This window comes from Rhizobium moroccans, from assembly GCF_057559155.1.
Genome location: NZ_JBHFJG010000010.1, coordinates 67921 through 84909 on the forward strand (window position 1 = coordinate 67921; position 16989 = coordinate 84909).

Consider the following 16989-nt stretch of genomic DNA (forward strand, 5'->3'; position numbering starts at 1 on the left):
CCCCCCCCCCTCTTGCGTACGGAAATTTCAATGACCGAAGACGGACCAGCCGGTCTTTGCCGCCAGCATTTCTAAAGCAAGCGAGCCGATCAGCGAGTTGCCGTTGTGATTGAGCCCCGGCGACCAGACTGCGACCGAAGCCTTGCCCGGCGCTACCGCCAGGATGCCGCCGCCGACCCCGCTCTTTCCCGGAAGACCGACGCGATAGGCAAAATCCCCCGACCCATCGTAGTGACCGCAGGTCAGCATCAGCGCGTTGATACGGCGCGCCCGCTTCTTGGAGACGACCGTATGACCGGTCAGGGGGTTTGAACCCGCAGCCGCTAGAAACAGTCCCGAGCGGGCAAGCTGCGTGCAGGTCATGGCAAGCGCGCAATGGTGGAAATAGACGCCGAGCACATGCTCTACCGGATGATCGAGCTTTCCGAAGGAACGCATGAAATTGGCAAGTGCGAAGTTGCGGTAACCTGTCGCCTGCTCCGATTTCGCCACCGCCGGATCGATCGCTATCGCCTCGTCATCGGCCAGATACTGCACGAAGCGGACAATCTCGCCGATCGCCTCGCGCGGCGTGTGGCCGGCCAGCACAAGATCGCTGATCGCAATGGCCCCGGCATTGATGAAGGGATTGCGAGGCTTGCCTCCTTCGTGCTCCAGCTGGACGATCGAATTGAAGGCCGAGCCGGAAGGCTCGCGCCCGACGCGGTTCCAGGTCGTCTCGCCATGCTTGCCAAGCGCCAGCGTCAGCGTGAAGACCTTGGATATGCTCTGGATCGAAAAAGGTTCGTCGCAGTCGCCCGTTTTGTAAACTTCACCGTCGACGCCGATGACGGCCAAGCCGAACTTCTTCGGATCGATGCGCGCGAGCTGAGGAATATAATCGGCGACCTTGCCTTCGCCGAGCCGCGGGGTCAGCTTCTCGTGAATCTCGTCGACGATGGCCTGAAGGTCCGCCATATCCGCTCCTGATTTCGATGAAATTCCGTCTACTCGAAAGCAGCGCCGGAAAGGTGATTGCTGGCGGATGTCTTCACCGCGCCGATTTCCGACCAGAGCGCGGCAATCGCTGCGGGTTCGACATCCGCCATGATATCGCGCAGCCAGCCTTCGTGAGCGGCCGCCATGGTTTCGAAGAACTCCGTCCCGGCCGGCGTCAGCCGTGCGACCGTCACGCGGCGGTCGCCATCCGGCGTGACCCGCTGCACGAAGCCGTCTGCCTCCAGCCGCTCGACGAGACCGGTGACATTGCCGTTCGTCACCATGGTCCGCCTGGAAAGCTCACCGAGCCGCAAGCCATCCGGCTCGCGATAGAGCTGCGCCATCAGGTCGAACTGCGGCAGCGTGGCACCGAACTCGGCGCGCAGCCGGCGGCGGATTTCGGCGGTAATCAGCTTGGTGGTTGAGAGCATGCGCAGCCATAGGCGGGTCTCAGGTTTGTTCCGCCCGCTCCGTCCATGGATGATCATCTCCAGATCGGCGCTTGCCGTTTCCACTTCTGCCGTTTCCACCAATTTAGCCTCCGCTCTTGTCTCAGAACTACGGGCCGATATTTCAAATGTCAAAGGCGTTTCAGGTGTATCGGGAAGCTCTTGACGCACCGGCTCGTACCCATATAGTTTAAACTTAAAATAATAACAGTGGCGAATCGTCCGGAGGAGTTTGGTTCATGCGCATCGTCTGCATCGGCGGCGGCCCCGCCGGCCTCTACTTCGCGCTGCTGATGAAGAAACAGCATCCGGAGCACCGCATTTCCGTCGTCGAGCGCAACCGCCCTTACGACACCTTCGGCTGGGGCGTGGTCTTCTCCGATGCGACGATGGACTCAATGCAGGCCTGGGATGCGGAGAGCGCTGCCGAAATCCAGGATGCCTTCAACCACTGGGACGATATCGAGGTGCTTTTCAAGGGCACCCGCCAGCGAACCACCGGCCATGGTTTCGTCGGCATCGGTCGCAAGAAGCTGCTCAACATCCTGCAGCGCCGCTGCGAGGCGCTCGGAGTCGAGCTCATCTTCGAGACCGAGACGGAGAGCGACCTCGACTTTCCGGATGCAGACCTCATCATCGCTTCGGACGGCTTCAGTTCAAAGATCCGCAACCGTTATCGGGAGGTCTTCGAGCCGGATCTTCTCGTCCGCCCCAATCGCTATATCTGGCTTGGCACAAGCAAGCTCTTCGATGCCTTCACCTTCGACTTCCGCAAGACGGAGCATGGCTGGTTCCAGGCGCACATCTACAAGTTCGACGAGAAAACCTCGACCTTCATCGTGGAAACCACGGAAGAGGCCTATGAGAAGCACGGCCTCGGCGAGCTGGACCAGCAGGGTTCGATCGACTTCTGCGAGGAGCTCTTCACGGAAGTGCTGGAAGGCGCCGAGCTGATGACCAATGCGCGGCATCTGCGAGGGAGCGCCTGGCTCAACTTCAACCGGCTGATCTGCGGCCGGTGGAGCCATTACAATGGAAAATCCCATGTGGTGCTGATGGGTGACGCCGCCCATACCGCGCATTTCGCGATCGGTTCCGGTACAAAGCTCGCGATCGACGATGCCATCGAGCTTACCCGCCAGTTCGACCTGCAGGGGCACGACAGGGAAAATATCCCGGCAGTCCTCAAAACCTATGAGGAAATCCGCCGCGTCGACGTCGCCCGCATCCAGAACGCTGCGCGCAACGCCATGGAATGGTTCGAGGTGGTGGGCCACCGCTATGCGGATACGCTGCCGCCGGAGCAGTTCATGTATTCCATGCTGACCCGCTCGCAGCGCATCAGCCACGAGAACCTGAGGCTTCGCGACAAGGTCTGGCTGGAAGGCTATGAGCGCTGGTTTGCCGGACAGAGCGGAATCGACACCGAAACGAACGGTCGCGTGCTGCCGCCGATGTTCACGCCCTATGCGGTGCGCGGCGTGGAGCTTTCCAACCGCATCGTGATGTCGCCCATGGCGATGTATTCCGCCAAGGACGGCCTGATGGACGATTTCCACCTCGTTCATCTCGGCTCCCGTGCACTCGGAGGCGCGGGGCTCGTCTTTGCCGAAATGACCTGCGTTTCACCGGACGCACGCATTACCCCCGGATGCCTGGGGCTCTGGAACGAGGAGCAGGCTCAGCGCTGGAAGCGCTTCGTGGATTTCGCACATGAGAACAGTGCCGCCAAGGTGGGCATCCAGCTCGGTCATGCCGGCCGCAAGGGTGCGACCAAGGTCGCCTGGGAAGGCATGGACCAGCCTCTGCCGGAAGGCGGCTGGGCGCTTCTCTCGGCGTCTGCCACCCCCTATCTGCCGCACAGTCAGGTACCGAAGGCGATGGACCATGCCGACATGGACCGGGTGAAGGCGGATTTCGTGCGCGCCACCGAGCTTGCGGCCACGACGGGTGCCGATTGGTTGGAGCTGCATTGCGCCCATGGCTACCTGCTGTCGAGCTTCCTTTCGCCGCTCACCAACCTGCGCGAGGACGAATATGGCGGCGGCCATGAGAACCGGGCGCGCTATCCGCTGGAGGTGTTCCGGGCGATCCGCGCCGTCTGGCCGGATGACAAGCCCATCTCGGTACGCCTTTCCTGCCACGACTGGTCTGCGGGCGGCAATACGCCGGAAGATGCGGCGATCTTCGCCCGCATGTTTAAGGAAGCCGGCGCCGACCTGATCGATTGCTCGTCCGGACAGGTATGGAAAGAAGAAAAGCCGGTCTATGGACGCCTCTTCCAGACACCTTTCTCCGACAAGATCCGCAACGAGATCGGCATCCCGACCATCGCCGTCGGCGCCATCTCGGAAGCGGATCATGCCAATTCGATCATCGCCGCCGGCCGCGCCGATCTCTGCGCAATCGCCCGCCCGCATCTTGCCGACCCTGCCTGGGTGCTGCACGAGGCGGCAAAGATCGGGCTGACGGATATTCCCTGGCCGAGGCAATACTATTCCGGCAAGCTGCAATACGAGACCAATCTCGCCCGCGCGGCGGCGAAGTGAGGAGGCTTCCATGACTGCAAGCGGGAAACTCGCCGATCGTCACGCTCTCGTCACCGGGGCCGGCGGAGGCATCGGCGCGGCAATCGTAACCGCGCTCGTGGAGGCCGGCGCCCGCGTGACACTTGCCGGCCGCCGGGCAGAACCCCTGGAAAGACTCGCGAGCACGCTCGGGGCGGGCATGGTCTGCGTGGCCGATGGTTTCGACGTAACCGACGATATCGCCATCGACAACGGGCTGAAGGCTGCCCATGCGAGCTTCGGCCCGGTCGATATTCTCGTCAACAATGCCGGCGAAGCGCCGAGCGCTCCATTCGAGAGGACTACGATCGATATCTGGAACCAAGTGCTCGCCATCGATCTGACCGGCGTCTTCCTGGTGACCCAGGCCATCCTGCCGGACCTCAGAGCTTACGGCGCCGGGGCTCGGATCATCAACATCGCCTCGACGGCAGGACTGACGGGTTACCCTTACGTTTCGGCCTATACCGCGGCAAAGCATGGGGTCGTCGGCCTCACCCGCTCGCTGGCGCTGGAACTCGCCAAGACCGGCATAACCGTCAATGCAGTCTGCCCAGGTTTCACGGATACGCCCCTGGTCGGCCGTTCGATCGACGCCATCATGGCGAAAACGGGCCGCACGGCCGAGGAAACCATGCAGGAATTCACGAAGGGTAATCCGCAGGGGCGGCTCGTCAGGCCGGAGGAAGTCGCGGATGCCGTACTCTGGCTCGCCTCGCCGGCCGCGGCATCGATCAACGGTCAGGCGATCGTGATCGCCGGCGGGGAGGTAATGGCAGGATGAGCGATGCTTCGATGGCGGGGCATCTGCGCCCCTTCAAGGATTACCAGGCCAGGCATTTCCTCTGGCAGGCAAGCGAGGACGGGCGCGTGGCGACCATTCGGCTGAACCGGCCAGAGCGAAAGAACCCGCTGACCTTCGAGAGCTATGCGGAACTTCGCGATCTGTTCCGTGATCTCGCCCATGCCTCGGACATCAGGGCCGTGGTGCTTGCCGGCGCTGGCGGCAATTTCTCGTCCGGCGGCGATGTCTTCGAGATCATCGAGCCGCTGACGAAGATGGCGATGCCGGACCTTCTTGCGTTCACGCGGATGACCGGCGAGCTCGTCAAGGCCATGCGCAAATGCCCCCAGCCGATCATCGCGGCCGTCGACGGCATCTGTGCGGGTGCGGGCGCGATCCTTGCCATGGCGTCGGACATGCGACTGGCGACGCCGGAAGCGAAAACTGCCTTCCTTTTCACCCGCGTCGGGCTTGCCGGAGCGGACATGGGCGCCTGCGGAATTCTCCCGCGTATCATCGGCCAAGGGCGCGCCGCCGAACTTCTCTTCACCGGCCGCTCGATGAGTGCCGAGGAGGGCCAAGCCTGGGGCTTCTACAACGCGCTGCATGCCGTGGGCAGCCTCGAAGCCGAAGCGCTGAAACTCGCCCATTCGCTGGCGGACGGCCCATGGTTCGCCCATACGATGACCAAGACCATGCTGAATCAGGAATGGGCGATGGGCATCGACGAGATGATCGAAGCGGAAGCCCAGGCCCAGGCGATCTGCATGGCGACCAAGGACTTCCGCCGCGCTTTTGAGGCTTTTGCCGAAAAACGCAAACCGACATTCGAGGGCGACTGATGGCCTCCTCGACCATGCTCAAAGGGCCTGATCGCAATTTCCTCGCTTGGCCCTTCTTCGATGCAGGCCATCACGCGCTTGCAGAAAGACTCGACCGCTTTGCTGCCTCTGGCGCACTTTCCAGTATCGACCACTCGGACGTGGATGTGGCCTGCCGCAGGATCGTCCGCACGCTTGGCGAAGCCGGCCTCCTCGATGCCGCAACGGGCGCGGGCGGAGAAACGCCAATCGACAGCCGCGCCGCCTGCTTGACGCGCGAAACGCTTGCCTGGCATGACGGGCTCGCCGACTTCGCCTTCGCCATGCAGGGCCTCGGCACCGGCGCAATCGGGCTTTCGGGAACGGAGGAACTGCGGCGCAGGGTGCTGCCCAAAGCACGCTCGGGAGAATGGCTCTCCGCCTTCGCGCTCTCGGAAAAGGAGGCCGGCTCGGATGTCGCCGCCATGGCCTGTGCCGCCCGCAGGCAAGGAAGCCACTACGTTCTCGATGGCGAGAAGACCTGGATTTCCAATGGCGGCATCGCAGATGTCTATACGGTCTTTGCCCGTACCGGCGAGGCGCCGGGCACGCGCGGCATCTCCGCCTTTGTCGTCTTCGCCGATGATCCGGGTTTTTCCATCGCCGAGCGGATCGAGGTGATCGCCCCACACCCGCTCGCGACGATCCGCTTCGAGAATTGCCGCATCCCCGCCTCGCGTCTGCTCGGCAGCCCCGGCGAGGGCTTCAAGATCGCCATGCGGACGCTCGACATCTTTCGCGCTTCCGTCGCGGCAGCAGCGCTCGGCTTTGCCAAGCGTGCGCTCGACGAAGCCCTTGTTCATGCCAAAGCCCGGCCGATGTTCGACGTCCATCTTGCCGACCTGCAACTCACCCAGGCAGCCTTCGGCGACATGGCTACGGGGATCGATGCCGCAGCGCTTCTAACCTATCGCGCTGCCTGGCGTCGCGACGTGCAGGGGCTGCCGACCACCAAGGAAGCCGCCATGGCCAAGATGGCGGCCACTGAGACCGCCCAGAGCGTCATCGACCGTGCCGTACAGATTTTCGGCGGACGCGGCGTGAAGAGCGGTGAGATCACCGAGAAACTTTATCGCGAGATCCGGGCGCTGCGCATCTACGAGGGTGCGACCGAAGTCCAGAAACTCATCATTGCCCGCGAGCTCCTGAAGCCGGAGACAAGACATGCATGACATCCTGCAGCCGGAGAGCTGGGCGAAACCGGTGGGCTATGCCAACGGCGTTGCGGCAAGGGGACGCCAGATCTACGTCGGCGGGCAGATCGGCTGGAACGGCCAGTGCCGTTTCGAAACCGACGATTTCGTGGAACAGGTGCGTCAGACCCTGAAGAACGTCGTGGCTGTGCTCGCTGAAGCCGGTGCGCGGCCCGAACACGTGACCTCCATGACCTGGTACTTCACGGATAAGTCGGAGTACGTCGAAAACCTCAAGGGCATAGGTAAAGTCTACCGCGAGGTGATGGGGCGGCACTTTCCCGCCATGGCGGCGATGCAGGTTCTAGCGCTGGTGGAAGATCGCGCCAAGATCGAAATCCAGGCAATTGCCGTCGTTCCGGAGTGAGACGATGGGAGAACAGACCGATTTCTCCACCGGCGTCTCGGGCGAAGTTCGGCAAGGCGTGCTCGTCGTCACCATCGACAATCCGCCGGTCAATGCCGCGTCGGCCGATGTCCGCGGTGGGCTTGCCAAGGCGCTGGCCCATGCCGAGGAAGCGATCGACATTCGCGGCGTCGTGCTGACGGGGGCGGCCAAGACCTTCATCGGCGGCGCCGATATCCGGGAATTTGGCCAGGCACCGGTGGAGCCCACTCTGCCAAGGGTGATCGAGGCCCTGGAGGCGCTGTCGAAGCCGGTCGTCGCCGCGATCAACGGGTCAGCGCTCGGCGGGGGATTGGAAGTGGCGCTCGCCTGCCACCATCGCATCGCCTCGCCGCTCGCACAAATGGGCCTGCCGGAGGTGAAGCTCGGCATCGTCCCCGGCGCCGGAGGCACGCAACGCCTGCCGCGCCTCATCGGTATTCCCGCCGCGCTCGACCTTATCGCCTCCGGACGATCGGTGAAGGCACACGAGGCCCTTTCCCTCGGTATAGTCGATGACGTTGTGGACACTGATCTGACCAAGGCCGCCGTCGCCGTCACCTTCGAACTTGCCGGCAGTCCATTGCGACGGACAAGCCAACTTCCCGTTTCTCCCGCCGATCCGGCCGCCGTGGAAAAGCTTTCGGCCAAAATTCTCGCCAAGGCGCGCGGGCAGCGGGCCCCCGCCGAGGCGATCCGGCTTGTCACCTCCGTAGCGCGTCCCTTTGCTGAAGGCCTTGCGGACGAGCGCGCCACCTTTCTGGCGTTGCGTGACGGCCAGGAGGCCGCAGCGTTGCGGCATGTATTTTTCGCGGAGCGTGAGGCCGCCAAGGTGCCGGGCTTGGAAGGCGTCGAGCCTCGCCCGGTCAAGGTAATCGGCATTTGCGGCCTCGGGCTGATGGGCAGCGGGATCGCTGTCGCGGCGCTCGGCGCTGGTTATACCGTGATCGGCCTCGATCAGACCGAAGAAGCCGCAGAAACAGGCCGCCAGCGCATCATCGGTCTGCTGGAGCGGGCGAAAGCCTCCGGGCGCATCGATGAAGCCGGCTTTGCGGAGCAGGTTGCCCGCCTCTCGATCACCGCAGCAGATCAAGACCTCGCCCCATGCGACCTCGTGATCGAAGCCGTATTCGATGACCTCGCCGTCAAAACGGATTTCTTCCGGCGGCTCGACCGCGTCGTCCGCCCCGATGCAGTATTGGCGACGAATACGAGCTATCTGAACCCTGACGAAATCGCAGCCGCGACCGCTCACCCCGGACGCGTACTCGGCCTGCATTTCTTCTCACCCGCCCATGTCATGCGACTGCTGGAAGTGGTGCGCTGTGGCAGGACCGCACCGAACGTGCTGGCGACCGGGCTTGCCGTCGCCAAGAAGCTGCGCAAGCTGCCGGTCGTCACCGGCGTGACGGAAGGCTTCATCGGAAACCGCATCTTCTCGGCATACCGAAGAGAGGCGGAATTCCTGCTTGAAGATGGGGCCCTGCCGCATGAAATCGACGCGGCACTGGAAGGCTACGGCTTTCCCATGGGACTCTTCGCTGTCTATGACATGGCCGGTCTTGAAATCGCCTGGGCGCGGCGCAAGCGCTTTGCCGCCAGCCGAGATCGCAAGGAGCGCTACGTCGAGATCGCCGACCGGCTCTGCGAAGCCGGGCGTCTCGGCCAGAAGGCGGGGCGCGGCTGGTATGCCTATCCGGATGGCCAGCGCACGACCGATCCGGAGGTGACGGCGATCATCGAAGCCTGCCGTGCGGCGAAGAGCATCACATCCCGCCAGTTTTCCTCCGAAGAAATCATTAGTCGGCTTCTGAGTGCCATGGCATCCGAGGGAGAGCTACTGCTTGCCGAGGGCATTGCCGCGCGGGCAAGCGATATCGATCTGGTGATGATAAACGGCTACGGCTTTCCTGCCCACAAGGGCGGGCCGATGTTCGCGAAGGCTCAGACGCCGAGATAACGGTCCTGCAGGTCGGCGGTAAGCTCGCCCGGAGTGCCCTGCCAGACGCTCCGGCCGTTTTCGAGGATAGTGCAGCGATCAGCAACCGGCAGCAGCTCGGAAAGCGTCTTGTCCACCACCAGGATCGAAAGCCCTTCTGCCTTCAGCTTGCGGATCGCCTTCCAGATGTCTTGCCGAATGACCGGCGCCAGTCCCTCGGTCGCCTCGTCGAGAATGAGGAGGCGCGGATTGGTCATCAGGGCACGCCCGATCGCCAGCATCTGCTGCTCACCGCCTGAGAGCGAGCGGGCCATCTGGGCGTGCCGTTCCGCAAGCCTCGGAAAGAGCTCGTTGACGCGGGCGAGCGTCCATTCTCCCGGCCGGGCGGCAGCCACGAGGTTTTCGTGGACCGTCAGGTTCGGGAAACAACGCCGGCCTTCCGGCACGAGGCCGATGCCGAGTTTCGCCACCTGATGCGGCGGCTTGCCCTTCGTATCCACGCCGCCGAGCTTCACCGCACCCGCACGCGGCGGCGTGAGGTTGCAGATGGCGCGGATGGTCGTCGTCTTGCCCATGCCGTTGCGGCCCATCAGAGCCACGGCCTCGCCTTCGTTTAGGGAAAGATCGACACCGAAAAGCGCCTGGCTCGCTCCATAGAAGGCTTCGATCTTCTCGACATCGAGCAGCATCAGGCGTGATCTCCGAGATAGGCGGTGCGCACGGCCGGGTCGCGGCGGATCTCCTCCACCGTGCCGGTCGCGATGATACGTCCGTAGACAAGCACTGAAATCCGATCGGCGAGCGCGAAGACCGCGTCCATGTCGTGCTCCACCAGCAGGATCGGCGCCTCGTGCCGCAACACATCCAGAAAGCGGGTGAGCGACTTCGAACCCTCTGGCCCCATGCCCGCCATCGGCTCGTCGAGCAGGAAGGCCTTTGCCTGCAAGGCTAGAGCAATGGCGATTTCGAGTTGCCGACGCTCACCATGGGAAAGTTCGCCCGCGGGCACGCGTGCCCGTTCCGCAAGGCTCACACGCTCCAGCATGGCAATGGCTGTAGCAATGAGCGAAGCATCGCGCATTACCGGCTTGAAGAAGCGGAAGCTTGAACCTTCCCTCGCCTGCACCGCCAACATGACGTTGCGGAGCGCGGAAAATTCCGGCGCCAGCGAGGAAACCTGGAACGTGCGACCGAGACCCAACCGGGCACGCTCAGCAACCGAAAGACCGCCGATATCCTGACCGGCAAAACGGATAGTACCGGCATCCTGGCGCAGCGTGCCGCAGATCTGGTGAATGAGGGTGGACTTGCCCGCGCCGTTCGGGCCGATCAGCGCATGAATCTCGCCGGGGCGAAGATCAAGCGACACGCCATCGGTCGCCCTCAACGCGCCGAAGCTTTTGACGAGGCCGGAAATTTCAAGAACCGGATCAGCCATGACTTCAACCATGCTTGGCCCTCCCGGCCAGCAACCCCAGCAAGCCGCCGCGGGCAAACAGCACGACGCCGAGCAGGATCAGCCCAAGGAAGAACTGCCAGCGCTCGGTGACGCCGCCCAGCGCATACTCGAAGATGACATAGAGCATGGCGCCGGCGACCGGACCGAACAAGCGGCCGACGCCACCAAGAATGATGAGCACGATCAACTCCCCCGACATGTGCCAGGACAGCATGGAGGGGCTGACGAAGCGGTTGAGATCGGCAAATAGCGCGCCGGCAAGCCCGGTGATCCCCGCCGAGATCGCGAAAGCCGTCAGCCGGATGCGGAAGGGCGCGATGCCGACGGTCGCCACCCGCACCTCGTTCTGCCGCGCAGCCTGTAGAGCCGAACCGAAGCGCGAGCCCCGGATCAGCGAAAAGAGGCCGAGCGCGACCAGGAGGGTCACGTAGCAGATCAGGAAGAAGTTCAGCGGCCGCATGGTGTTGACGCCCGCAAACTGATTGCGGACGAGGATGGACAGCCCGTCTTCCCCGCCATAGGCCGGCCAGGAGATCGCGAAATAATAGACCATCTGCGCGAAAGCGAGCGTGATCATGATGAAATAGATGCCGGATGTGCGAAGGCTGATCGCGCCGATCACCAATCCGACAAAGCTCGCAGCAAGAACCGCCACAAGCCAGATCACCGGCATCTGATTGGTACCGGACAAGCCGAGGAGCAATGGATCGCCCGAAAAGCCATGGGTCGCCAGAATGCCCGCCGCATAGCCGCCGATGCCGAAGAAGGCCGCGTGGCCGAAGGATACGAGACCGCCCAAACCCAGCGCCAGATTGAGGCCGGTGGCGGCGAGCGCCAGGATGGCGATGCGAGTCGCGAGCGTGATGTAGAACTGCTCACCAGAAGCATAGGCGGCGAGCGGCACCGCCAGCAGAAGCGCAGCCAGAATCAAGTTGATGAGGTTTTCGCGTGATATCATCATGGCCTCACGCATGCGCCGCCGGGAAGAGGCCGCGCGGCTTCACCGCCAGGATCAAGGCCATCACGATATAGATGAGCATGGAGGCCACCGCACCGCCGATCATTCCCGCCTGCGCCGGCGGCACGAAAAGCGCCAGCAGTTGCGGCAGCAGGAATCGGCCCATCGTATCGGTGACGCCGACCAGCAGCGCGCCGAAAAGCGCTCCCTTGATCGACCCAATGCCGCCGATGACGATCACCACGAAGGCGAGGATGAGCACCGGCTCGCCCATGCCGACCTGCACCGATTGCAGCGCGCCGACCATGGCGCCGGCAAGTCCTGCGAGCGCGGCGCCGAGCGCGAAGACCACCGTATAAAGTGTGCGGATATCGACGCCGAGCGCGCCGATCATCTCCCGATCGCTTTCGCCGGCGCGGATGCGCATCCCGAGACGCGTCCTTGAGATCAGCATGTAGAGCCCGAAGGCGACCAGCGCCCCGGCAGCGATGATCGCCAGGCGATAGACCGGATACTGCAACCCACCTGGCAACATGACAGCGCCGCCCAGAATGGGCGGAATATCGAGATAGAGCGGGAAAGAGCCGAAGAGCCAGCGCATGCCTTCGGAAAAAATCAGGATCAAGGCGAAGGTGGCAAGCACCTGATCCAGGTGGTCGCGGTCGTAGAGCCTGCGTATGACGAGAAGTTCGACGAGCGCGCCGGCGGCGGCCGCGGCAATCAGGCTGGCGACGAGACCGATCCAGAAGGAGCCGGTCGCGGCCGCCACCGCGGCGCAGGCGAAAGCGCCGACCATATAGAGCGAGCCGTGTGCAAGATTGATCAGGCCCATGACGCCGAAGATCAGCGTCAGCCCGGCAGCCATGAGAAACAACATGACGCCGAGCTGAAGGCCGTTCAGCAACTGCTCGAGAGCAAGAGCAAGGGTCACAAGCAGACCTTACATCTTGCAGTCTTTGGCATAGGCATCGCCATGATCGGTGAAGATCTTCTCCACCGTCTTGTTGGTGAGCACATCGCCATCCTTCACCACTTCCGTGACATAGATGTCCTGGATCGGATGCTGGTTGGTGTTGAACTTGAAGTTTCCACGCGGCGATTGGATGTCGGCTTTCAGAAGTTCGGCGCGGAACGCATCGGTATCCTTGACGTCCGCCTTGCCAGCCGCCGACAGGATGAGCTGCGCCGCGTCATAGGCCTGGACGGCATAGATCGACGGCAGGCGGTTATATTCCTTCTGGAAATCCGTCAGGAACTTCTTGCTCGCCGGATTGTCGAAGTCCGGAGCCCACTGGCCGGATGCCTTGACGCCCAGCGCCGCATCGCCGATCGCCGGCAGCACGTCCTGGCTGAAGGAGAAGCCCGGGCCCATGACCGGAATATCGACGCCCGATTGGGCGAACTGTTTCATGAAGGCGATGCCCATGCCGCCGGGCAGAAAGATGAAGATGCCGTCGGCGCCGGAAGCGCGCATCTGGGCGATCTCGGCGGCATAATCCGTCTGCCCTACCTGGGTGTAGACCTCTGCTGCGACTTCGCCCTTGTAATAGCGCTTGAAGCCGGTGAGCGAGTCCTTACCCGCGGGATAGTTCGGCGCCATGATGAACATCTTCTTGTAGCCCTTGTTGGCGTATTCGCCCATGGCTTCGTGAAGATTGTCGTTCTGGTAGGCGGCGTTGAAATAAAGCGGGTTGCACTTCTCGCCGGCAAGTGCGGCCGGCGCGGCATTGGTGGAGACGTAGAGCTTGCCCTGGGCCACCGCGCTCGGAGCCACGGCCATCAGAAGGTTCGACCAGACGATGCCGGTCAGGATGTCCACCTCGTCGCTCTGGATCATCTTATCGGCGATCTGCACGGCCAGTTCCGGCTTCTGCGCATCGTCCTCGGTGACGACCTCGATCTCCTTGTTTCCGGAATTCTTGATCGCCAGCATGAAACCGTCACGGGTATCGATGCCGAGCCCGGCGCCGCCACCTGAAAGCGTGGTGATCATGCCGATCTTCAGCGGTTCGGCCATGGCAAGGCCGGAGACCCCGAGGCTCAAGGCCAGCGTGGCCGCAGCAAGACTTTTATTCATTTTATGGCTCCCAGTTGTTTTATTGTTCCCATAATTCACACTCGCTGCGAAACTTCCACCATCTCGATACCGCGAAGATGTTTTTATTCTCAGGCTTTCAGGCTCTTGCGGCCTGTTTCAGCCTAAACCGCTGGATCTTTCCCGATTCCGTCTTGGGCAATGCATCGGTGAAGACAATCGACCGCGGATACTTGTAGGGTGCAATCACGCTCTTCACATGTTCCTGTAAAAGCTTCACCAGCGCATCGCAGGCAGCGGAAGGATCGGCCAGCACGACATGCGCCTGAACGATCGTGCCCCTTTCGGCGTCCGGCGCCCCGATCACCGCACATTCCAGTACGGCCTCGTGCTTGAGAAGTGCTGCCTCCACCTCCGGGCCGGCGATATTGTAACCGGCCGAAACGATCATGTCGTCGGAGCGGGCAGCGAAATGGAAATAGCCGTCCTCGTCCTGGGCGAAGGAATCGCCGGTCAGGTTCCAACCGTCGCAGACATAATCCTTCTGCCGCTCGTCGGCGAGATAGCGGCAGCCGATCGGTCCCCTGACGGCAAGCCGCCCTATCGTGCCGACCGGTATCTCATTCATGTCGTCATCGACTATCTTCGCCTCAAAGCCCTTGATCGGCCTGCCGGTGCAGGCGGGTTTCGCATCGCCGAGATGGTTGGAGATGAAGATGTGCAGCATCTCGGTGGAGCCGATTCCATCGAGGATCGGCTTGCCGGTCTTGCGCGTCCATTCCTCGAAGACAGGTGCCGGCAAGGTCTCTCCGGCGGAAACGGCGATGCGGAGCGAGGAGAGATCGGCGCCTTGGTCCAAAGCGGCGAGCATGGCGCGATAGGCGGTAGGTGCGGTGAAGCTGATTGTCGCCTTGTAGGTCTCGATGATCTCGATCATCTTCGGAGGCGTCGCCTGTTCCAGGAGCGTGGCAGCCGCGCCGAAGCGCAAGGGAAAGATCGCCAGCCCGCCAAGCCCGAACGTAAAGGCAAGCGGCGGCGAGCCAACGAAGACATCCTCCGGCGTGACGTTCAGCACTTCCTTGGCATAGGCGTCGGCGATGACCAGAATATCGCGATGGAAATGCATGGTGGCCTTCGGCACGCCCGTGGAGCCGGAGGTAAAGCCGAGCAGCGCCACGTCGTCCCGGCCGGTCTTCACCGCATCGAAGCGGACCGGCTTGTTCAATGCGGCACGGTCAAGTTCAGCGTCATGATTGGCGGTGCCATCGAAGCCGATGACCTGCTTCAGGAAGGTGCTTTCCTTGGCGGTCGCGACCAGTTCGTCCATCAGCCGCGTGTCGCAAAGCGCCATGGAGACTTCGGCCTTGTCTATGATCTTGCTCAGCTCCCCGGCGCGCAGCATAGGCATTGTGTTGACCACCACCGCGCCTGCCTTTGTCGCCGCGAGCCAGCAGGCGACCATGGCGGGATTGTTGGCCGAACGGATGAGCACGCGGTTTCCGGGCTTCAGGCCGTAATCCTCGACAAGCGCCCGCGCGATGCGGCTCGTCCAGTCGGAAAGCTCCTTGTAGGTGCGGCGGCGACCATTGCCGATCAGCGCCGTATGGTCCCCGAAGCCTCGCTCGACCATTCGGTCGGTGAGCTCGACTGCGGCATTCAGCCATTCGGGATAGTCGAAGCCATCAAGCTTGAGTTCAGGCCACTGATCCGCCGGCGGAAGATTGTCGCGCGCAAATGAATCCAGATGGCCTGTCGGTCCCAGCATCGTCCATGTTCCCACTCGTTCTGATGCGGTCGGCCGGTGGGAGGCTTTGCCTCCTCGGGCCCGATCGCGCGCGGCTTTTCGCCTTTTTGGTGAGAATTGCACCGCCTTCCGCGTCTGGCAAGAGAGAAATTTTAAGTTTGTAATAATTTTCGAAGCGGCGGTTTTCAGCACTTCGCGCCTTCCGTCGAGCGTGCTGCGGTGCCAGTATGCCTGCGGAAGAAGACGAGGAGTAGCAGGCATGCGCCACCGCATAACCGACTGGAACGATGCCTATGCCAACGGTCCGAACATCCCCGGCGGGGAGCGCTGGCCGGGGCTCTGGGTGGAGCCCGCGCGGCATTATCGCGACGTGCTGATGGATACCGGGCGGGCCAGGCTCGACATCGCCTACGGCCCAGGAGAGCGCAACCGCCTCGACCTCTTCCTTCCGATCGGCGATCCCGTCGGCCTCGTCGTCTTCGTGCATGGCGGTTTCTGGCTGAGGCTCGACCGGGGCTATCTATCTCATCTGGCGCGCGGGCCGGTGGAACATGGTTATGCGGTCGCGATGCCTTCCTATACGCTCTGTCCGGATATCCGCATTTCCGGCATCACCGCCGAAATCGGCGCCGCGATTTCCGAGGCTTCGGCCATCGTGGGCGGGCCGATCCGCCTCATCGGCCATTCGGCGGGCGGACAGCTGGTGACGCGGATGATATCGACGACCTCGCCGCTTGCCGAACCGGTGCTGGAACGCATCGTCAAGACGGTTTCGCTATCGGGCCTGCACGATCTGAGGCCGCTTATACACACCGGCATGAACAAGAGCCTGAGGATCGACCGGCAGGAAGCCTGGCGGGAAAGCCCGGCGCTTCTCGAGCCGCTGTCCGGCGTCCGGCTCACCTGTTGGGTCGGCGGAGCCGAGCGCTCGGAGTTTATCCGGCAAAGCGCTCTTCTTGCCAATATCTGGAAAGGACTGGGTGCCGAGACGGATTATGTCGAGGAGCCCGATAAGCATCACTTCACCATCGTCGATGGCCTGGCCGATCCGCGCCACCCGATAGTGGGCGCCCTGCTATCCTGAAGTGCCTCAAAGCGAAGCGGCGGCGCGGGCGGCCTGGTCGTAATGGCCGGAGAGCGCCCTGAGCCGGGCGGCGACTTCCGAAAGGCTCTCGGCGGAGACCTCGGTCGCGAGCACCGAGCGGACGAGCAATGCCTCGCGCAATGATTTGTATCGGGCGCAGGCGTCGGCGCCCGCCTCCGTGACGCTGACCAGCTTTTCCTTGCCGCGCCGGCCGGACTTGATGAGCTTCAGGCGCTCGAGCTTTTTCAGGGCGTAGGTCACGACATGGGTGTCCTCGATATTCAGCACGAGGCAGATATCGGCGAGCGTCTTGGGCTTGTTGCGGCTGTTGATATTGTGGAGCACGAGGATATCCACCGGAGAGAGGTCCGGCACGCCAGAGGCGGCCATGCACCGCACCATCCAGCGGCTGAAGGCATGGTTCAACATGATAAGCCCGAACTCGATCTCGGAAAGAGCCGGCAATGCGCCGCTCGCCAGATGTCCCGAGGACACGATCGGCCCGAACTGATCCTTCGACGACATGACTCTCCTCCCGGAAAAACGAGGGCGCC

At 62.8% G+C, this 16989-nt stretch carries 16 protein-coding genes; 7 read left to right on the forward strand and 9 right to left on the reverse strand.

The window, feature by feature from the left end:
• Positions 1-27: 27 nt before the first annotated feature.
• Together ACE04I_RS07695 and ACE04I_RS07700 are read right to left on the reverse strand one after the other, a co-directional pair.
• Positions 28-957, reverse strand: coding sequence for a glutaminase (locus ACE04I_RS07695; RefSeq protein ID WP_487206900.1), 930 nt, complete (start codon positions 955-957; stop codon positions 28-30).
• Between the two features lie 29 nt (positions 958-986).
• Positions 987-1466, reverse strand: a complete 480-nt coding sequence (locus ACE04I_RS07700) for a MarR family winged helix-turn-helix transcriptional regulator (protein ID WP_046794300.1) — start codon at positions 1464-1466, stop codon at positions 987-989.
• 200 nt (positions 1467-1666) lie between these two features.
• Here ACE04I_RS07700 and ACE04I_RS07705 point away from each other — a divergent pair, with 200 nt between their 5' ends.
• Genes ACE04I_RS07705 through ACE04I_RS07730 form a run of 6 tightly spaced genes read left to right on the forward strand, consistent with a single transcriptional unit; the run spans position 1667 to position 9176 of the window.
• Positions 1667-3976 (forward strand): bifunctional salicylyl-CoA 5-hydroxylase/oxidoreductase, encoded by a 2310-nt coding sequence (locus ACE04I_RS07705; protein WP_487206901.1) that lies wholly within the window; start codon positions 1667-1669, stop codon positions 3974-3976.
• A gap of 10 nt (positions 3977-3986) precedes the next feature.
• Entirely contained in the window at positions 3987-4778 is a 792-nt protein-coding gene (locus tag ACE04I_RS07710; protein WP_487206902.1) for an SDR family NAD(P)-dependent oxidoreductase, read from the forward strand.
• On the forward strand, positions 4775-5620 hold the full coding sequence (locus tag ACE04I_RS07715) for an enoyl-CoA hydratase family protein (protein WP_487206903.1): 846 nt from the start codon (positions 4775-4777) through the stop codon (positions 5618-5620). Before ACE04I_RS07710 ends, ACE04I_RS07715 begins: the two co-directional genes overlap by 4 nt.
• Positions 5620-6810, forward strand: a complete 1191-nt coding sequence (locus ACE04I_RS07720) for an acyl-CoA dehydrogenase family protein (protein ID WP_487206904.1) — start codon at positions 5620-5622, stop codon at positions 6808-6810. The genes ACE04I_RS07715 and ACE04I_RS07720 overlap by 1 nt, the downstream gene beginning before the upstream one ends.
• Positions 6803-7198 carry a RidA family protein gene (locus tag ACE04I_RS07725; protein ID WP_046793823.1) on the forward strand — a complete coding sequence of 132 codons (396 nt, stop codon included), beginning with the start codon at positions 6803-6805 and terminating at the stop codon, positions 7196-7198. The genes ACE04I_RS07720 and ACE04I_RS07725 overlap by 8 nt, the downstream gene beginning before the upstream one ends.
• 4 nt (positions 7199-7202) lie before the next feature.
• A complete protein-coding gene (locus tag ACE04I_RS07730) occupies positions 7203-9176 on the forward strand; it encodes a 3-hydroxyacyl-CoA dehydrogenase NAD-binding domain-containing protein (protein WP_487206905.1) in 1974 nt (657 codons plus the stop codon).
• On the opposite strand, the gene ACE04I_RS07735 is transcribed toward ACE04I_RS07730, so the two are convergent.
• From ACE04I_RS07735 to ACE04I_RS07760, 6 genes are all read right to left on the reverse strand, one after another.
• Positions 9161-9844, reverse strand: a complete 684-nt coding sequence (locus tag ACE04I_RS07735; protein ID WP_170986283.1) for a branched-chain amino acid ABC transporter ATP-binding protein — start codon at positions 9842-9844, stop codon at positions 9161-9163. The genes ACE04I_RS07730 and ACE04I_RS07735 overlap by 16 nt on opposite strands.
• A complete protein-coding gene (locus ACE04I_RS07740) occupies positions 9844-10593 on the reverse strand; it encodes an ABC transporter ATP-binding protein (protein ID WP_487206967.1) in 750 nt (249 codons plus the stop codon). The genes ACE04I_RS07735 and ACE04I_RS07740 overlap by 1 nt, the downstream gene beginning before the upstream one ends.
• Before the next feature lie 4 nt (positions 10594-10597).
• Positions 10598-11572, reverse strand: coding sequence for a branched-chain amino acid ABC transporter permease (locus tag ACE04I_RS07745; protein WP_487206968.1), 975 nt, complete (start codon positions 11570-11572; stop codon positions 10598-10600).
• Positions 11573-11579: 7 nt separating this feature from the next.
• The gene (locus tag ACE04I_RS07750) at positions 11580-12503 is read right to left on the reverse strand and encodes a branched-chain amino acid ABC transporter permease (RefSeq protein ID WP_487206906.1); all 924 of its coding nucleotides are present in this window, start codon (positions 12501-12503) and stop codon (positions 11580-11582) included.
• A 9-nt stretch (positions 12504-12512) separates the two neighbouring features.
• Positions 12513-13649: an ABC transporter substrate-binding protein gene (locus ACE04I_RS07755; RefSeq protein WP_046793821.1), complete on the reverse strand. Its 1137-nt coding sequence runs from the start codon at positions 13647-13649 to the stop codon at positions 12513-12515.
• Between the two features lie 97 nt (positions 13650-13746).
• On the reverse strand, positions 13747-15372 hold the full coding sequence (locus ACE04I_RS07760) for an AMP-binding protein (protein ID WP_487206907.1): 1626 nt from the start codon (positions 15370-15372) through the stop codon (positions 13747-13749).
• Positions 15373-15610: 238 nt separating this feature from the next.
• Between ACE04I_RS07760 and ACE04I_RS07765 the strand changes: the two genes are divergently transcribed.
• Positions 15611-16435: an alpha/beta hydrolase gene (locus ACE04I_RS07765; RefSeq protein WP_487206908.1), complete on the forward strand. Its 825-nt coding sequence runs from the start codon at positions 15611-15613 to the stop codon at positions 16433-16435.
• Between the two features lie 6 nt (positions 16436-16441).
• On the opposite strand, the gene ACE04I_RS07770 is transcribed toward ACE04I_RS07765, so the two are convergent.
• Entirely contained in the window at positions 16442-16960 is a 519-nt protein-coding gene (locus ACE04I_RS07770; RefSeq protein ID WP_487206909.1) for a winged helix DNA-binding protein, read from the reverse strand.
• Between the last annotated feature and the right edge of the window lie 29 nt (positions 16961-16989).